The following is a 5,299-nucleotide window of genomic DNA, read 5'->3' on the forward strand; positions in this document are numbered from 1 at the left end:
AGACCCGCTACCTTGAATACCTGCTGCATTCCTCTCTTCATCTCAACTTCTCCTTCTCCACTTCGCGTTGGACAGGGCGCTGCATGCCCTGCTGCCAGGAACAGAAGCCATCAGAATTCGAAAGCCCCTGCATTTACACTACCGGAAAATCTTATGTATTACTCGAATGTTTTTCTATAAGCCACTACGAAATAATCTGTTTTTTGATATTTTCCCCCAGTTGCATCATCTGCTGCATGGTGGCCTGGAAGTGTGCGGCATAGTAATTGCCCGCTTCCCGTACCCGGCTTGCCACAGATTTGAAATTGCCAATCGATACCTGGTAATCCTTGGCACAGATCGGGTAATCCAGGCATTCCACCAGCGAGGCCGTCGATATGAAATTCGATACCAGTTCGGCTTTTTCCGGTTGGGACTGCCAATTTTCGCACAGCCAGACGTAAAGTTCCGGATGGAAATTGGTCATCACCCCGCTATACCCGTGACAGCCAGCCTGGAGCGATGCCAGCAGTGTCTGGCCGTTGGCATTGGCGATATGCAAAGGCGTGCCCTTGATCAGATCAAGGCGGCGGCGGATGGTATCGATCTGGCAGCAGGTATCCTTGATAAAGGTGTAGCGACCGCTTTGTGCGCACCAACTCACGACCTCATCCGACAGCAAGCGTTTGTATGGATAGGGGCATTCATAGATCCCCAGGCCCACCTTGTCGGTAATCGCTGCAGTGATCTTTTGCAGATTATCCAGCACCACCGCATCGCCCTCGCCTGCCATGGCCAGGCGATTGCTGATCAAAATTACGCTGTCGACACCGGTTTCCGCCATGACACCCAGTTGGTCGATCTGCTGCGATATGCCGCAGGCAGTATGGCCGGAGGCCACCACCGGTACCCGGCCATCAACGTAATCCAGCACAAACCGGGTTAGCTGCATCGACTCAGCTTGAGACAAATAAAACATCTCGCTCGACTGGCAATTGGCAAACAGCCCATGCACACCGGCATTGATGTACCAGTCGATCAGCTTTTTCAGCGATTCCCAGTCGATCTCGCGCTTGTCATCAAACGGGGTCAGCATGACTGGCCAGACACCGCGATATTTATCCTGTTGATCCATGTCTACAAACCATCCTTGAGTGCACGGGAAGTCCTCGAGACTTCCCGTCGTAAAATTCACAGCAGCGCTACGGCATCGCCCGCAACACACACCTTGATGCCCTGCGTCAGCGCTTGTGCCACAAAGGCACGCAGCACATCCTGCAAGTGGGCTTCATCGACATAAGCCACGGTAATGTGATTGCTTTGGTGCCCAGCCATCAGATCGTCTCGACCTACGCCATCGAGTGTGCAATTGAGCAATGGCCATTGATAAGTCGTGGCCTTGCGGCGACGCTCAAACTCGTCCGCAGGCAATTCCACCGCCCGGCCCGTGCCGATATGCATATGCACCTGCGTGCCTTCGTAATGCGCGCGTGCCCAGATGATGCATCCAGCCTTGCCCTGCCCGGCGATGGTCGAGCCGCCCTTGGGGAAGTACATTGCTGGCTGGCGATATCCGGTCGCCCCGGCAATGCCGCCCTTGATATGCTCAAATGGCACCGAGCCGGAAATTTCGAAATCCCAGTAGAAGGTATCCTGGTATTCGCTGCCCCAACGGATATCGTGCAAGGTGGTCTCGGCCGGCAAGCCGAGTGAATCGAGCAAACGCCAGAGCATGGTTTGCGGAATGGCCGTGCCCATGTCGACTTCGTTGACGCACGGAATCGGCTTGCCGGCGCGGATGATATTGCCGGCTTCGTCCGGAATCGGGAAACGGGCAGTCGAGCCAATCGCGCCTTCGGCGAAATCGGAAGCGGCGCAGGAATGTGCCAGGCCTTGCTGATATTGCACACCCACCGAAGTCAGGCCAAAGCGCTGCACAAAGCGCGCCATGGCAATCAGCATTGCGCATTGCTCCAGCACCTGATCGCGCGTCAACTCAGAGGCCGGATCAGTGCCAAACTGGAACTGCATGCCCTGCGCTTCGTACCAGGCCAGGCATTCTTCACGCAGCGAGAGCGGCACCTTGGCCATTTCAACCAGCAGGGCCGATTGCGACAGGCTTTCGATCGGCATGCCGATATCAACCAGCGCTTTCTGCGGGAACACGCCATTGATCATGCCCATGCAGAAGCTGTCGAACAGCCCCATGATTTCCTTGTGCTGCAACACGTATTCACCTACCTTGCAGCCGATCTGCCATGCAGGCGTTGCCGATGCCGGATGAGATGCCGTAACCGGTTGCAGGTAGGAGGTGTCGTGCACGATCTTGCCGGTCTTGAGCCAAGATTCCAGCCCGTTATAGAAGAAGGCATCATCGAAATTGGCCGACCACAAGCGCGAATATTCCTTGCCGAGGCTGGTCAGCGTACCGGCCATGCACAGCATGCCTACCAGGCCCGGCCAAGTGCCATCGAAATTGGCCAGCAACAGGATCGGTCCGCGATGCTTGGCCAGACTCGGTGCCAGATGGTGCGAATATTGCCAGGCAGTCAGTAGCACAATCACCGGAGATTCCGGGTCAATCGTGGCAAACAGATCGCTGCCTTCGCGCTGACTGCTGATAAAACCGTGCCCCTTGTCACCTTTGTAAAGATGCGCGCGCTTGGCGGTACAGCCAAAGCGCTGGCTCAAGGCCTCTTCGAGTTTAGCTTCAAACTTGTTTTGCACCGGCCAGCATTCGACATTGGCCGATTCGCGCAGATCGGCATTGGTGACCAGCAGCACTTCATTATTCTGTGCGCGGATCAGTGGTTTGGCGGCCGGGAGATTCAGGGTCAGCATTCGTGTCATCCTTTGTGGTTATTGATCATAAATACCGTTACTGCCAGGCTTGCATGGCAGTGCGGCAGCGTTCCATATCGGCATACAACTGCAGGTAAATCGCATATTTGGCATCGTGGAAAGCTTTGGTTGCAGGGCGCGCAGCAATCTGGCCACCGGGTCGGACCATCTCGGCTGCAGCAGCAGGCATTGAGGTAAACGCGCCGCAGGCCACCGCCCCCATCAGTGCCGCGCCCAGGGTGACGGCATCCTCTTCGCTGACCAGATGGATGGTGCAGCCGGTAGCATCGGCATGCTCGCGCAACCAGTACGGATTTTTGGTACCACCACCACACATCACGAGACGTTCGATCTTGTGGCCTGCGGTATTCATGCTGTCGATGATGTGGCGCGTACCATAAGCCAGCGCCTGCAAGGTGGCGAGATACAGCCGTGCCAGTGCATCCCTGCCCTGCTCGAGTGTCAGGCCCACCACGACACCGCGCGCATGCGGATTGGCACGTGGCGAACGGTTGCCATGATGATCGCCCAGCACATGCAGATCGCGGGTTGGCCATTGCTCACGACGCTCCAGATCGGCCAGCCAGTCATTCAGTACGGCGTAGACATTACGGTTTTCCTGTTGTGCGGTGGATTCGAGCAGTGGCCAGGCATCGCTTTGACGCAAGGTCCAATCCAGCAAGGCACCCGCCGCGCTCTGCCCCCCCTCGTTGAGCCAGTAGCCGGGCAACATCGCGCCGTAATATGGCCCCCATACGCCGGGCACCATCACCGGATCGGGGCTCACTACCATGTGGCAATTGGATGTACCGCCAATAATGGCGAGGCTGCCATCCGGCGCGGTGCTGGTCAGTGCCAGTCCGCCGGCATGGGCATCAATGATGCCGCTGGCAACCACTGCACCAGCCGGAATGCTGAGTTCTGCAGCGGCTTGCGAACCCAGCCTGCCAGCCGTCTCTCCGAGTTGCAGCACCCGTGCCGGCACCTTGCCCGGCAAGTCATCCAGACCCACGGCATCGAGCAGGCTTTCGCTGAAACGGTTTTCATGCGCCAGGTAATTCCACTTGCAGGTCAAGGTACATACGCTGGCCACATCTGCATGGGTAAGGCGCCAGACCAGGTAATCGGCCAGATCAAAGAAGCGCCAGGCCTTGGCATAGCGTTCCGGAAAGTGTTTTTTCAGCCACAGGACCTTAGGCAACTCCATCTCGATGCTGACTTCGCCACCCACATAGGCCAGTGCAGGATCATGCGTGGCGTTGATGGCTGCGGTTTCCTCGGCGGCGCGGTGATCCATCCACATGATGATGTCGTGATCGGATTCACCGTTTTCTGCCACGGAAACCGGTAAGCCTTCGGCGTTGACCGCTACCAGCGAACAGGTGGCATCCACGCCAATGGCTACAATATCAGCGGGATTGATGCCGGCAGCCGCAACGGCTTCACGCATGGCGGCACAGGTTTGTGCCCAGATATCTGCCGAGGATTGCTCGACGAACAGGGACTTGGGATGGAATTGCTGGATGGGGCGAACCGCAAATGCCAGACGCTTGCCTGCTGCGTCAAACAATCCGGCCCGAACACTGGCCGACCCCACATCAATACCGACAAACACTTGCGAACCCATGTGTTTTTCCTATTTGCTGATTCGAGTTAGCTTTTGCGTGAAGTTAGCACATGAAAAATGTAGCCGCAACACATCAACTACCAAATTTGATAAAAATCATGCGAGAAAGGACTGATCAAGACATAAATTGTGGCCAAATCTCCAGCATGGCTGGCATTGATCGGTTTGGAATACTGAAAACCATTGCCTTGATTTCTCGACGCAGCACCAATATTTCCCCTATCGCGGGATCAGATCGTTCCCTTCTTGATGATCAGATTGACATAGGGGCGATGTTCGGACGTGCGTACCACTGCGTAGCATTGCTTCGATGCCGCATAGAAAGCCTGCCGCTCCAGACTGCCCATCGCAACTGGGCGATTTTCTGTTTTTTGGCAAAGGGATAACGCCTCCTCGTGACCGGAAAGCATCAGGTCGGGAAAGCCGTCTTGTTCCATCCGGATGATGGGATGCTCAACAAACGTATCCAGCGGGAACAGGGACAGGATAGCTTCCAGCGCCTGCGGCACCAGCACGCCCGGCATTTCGATCAACCGCCCGGTCACCGTTTCGGTCGCCACGGAATGTGCCGGGAAATTACGGTCAGCGATCAGCAAGGTATCGCCATGCCCCATCGATTGCATAACCCAGAGCAGCTCTGCCGTGATTAATGGATTGATTCCTTTCAGCATTTCCTCTCTCCCTGCCCTCTCCCGAAACGGGAGAGGGCAATAGTGGTTTCAATGACGCCGTCTATCTGCTTCACATGAAGCGACCTCTGGCCTGCACGGCACCAAGCCTCACTTCTGATACGGCCAGACCCAGTCCTTCACCTCGGGCATGTCGTCGCCATACTCGTTGATGTAGTGCTTG

General features: G+C 56.3%; 4 protein-coding genes. All 4 read right to left on the reverse strand.

What is annotated here, in order from left to right; genetic code table 11:
* Positions 1-184: 184 nt before the first annotated feature.
* The 4 genes from AC0KVQ_RS16100 to AC0KVQ_RS16115 all read right to left on the reverse strand — a co-directional run bounded on the left by AC0KVQ_RS16100 (position 185) and on the right by AC0KVQ_RS16115 (position 5,118).
* Complete coding sequence (locus tag AC0KVQ_RS16100) at positions 185-1,114, reverse strand: dihydrodipicolinate synthase family protein (RefSeq protein WP_473422207.1); 930 nt, start codon at positions 1,112-1,114, stop codon at positions 185-187.
* A gap of 56 nt (positions 1,115-1,170) precedes the next feature.
* Positions 1,171-2,820 (reverse strand): hypothetical protein, encoded by a 1,650-nt coding sequence (locus AC0KVQ_RS16105; RefSeq protein ID WP_473422209.1) that lies wholly within the window; start codon positions 2,818-2,820, stop codon positions 1,171-1,173.
* A 37-nt stretch (positions 2,821-2,857) separates the two neighbouring features.
* Positions 2,858-4,447 (reverse strand): FGGY-family carbohydrate kinase, encoded by a 1,590-nt coding sequence (locus AC0KVQ_RS16110; RefSeq protein ID WP_473422210.1) that lies wholly within the window; start codon positions 4,445-4,447, stop codon positions 2,858-2,860.
* 230 nt (positions 4,448-4,677) lie between these two features.
* Positions 4,678-5,118, reverse strand: coding sequence for an RbsD/FucU family protein (locus tag AC0KVQ_RS16115; protein ID WP_473422211.1), 441 nt, complete (start codon positions 5,116-5,118; stop codon positions 4,678-4,680).
* Between the last annotated feature and the right edge of the window lie 181 nt (positions 5,119-5,299).

The sequence above is a fragment of the Formivibrio sp. oc-25 genome (genome assembly GCF_055810895.1).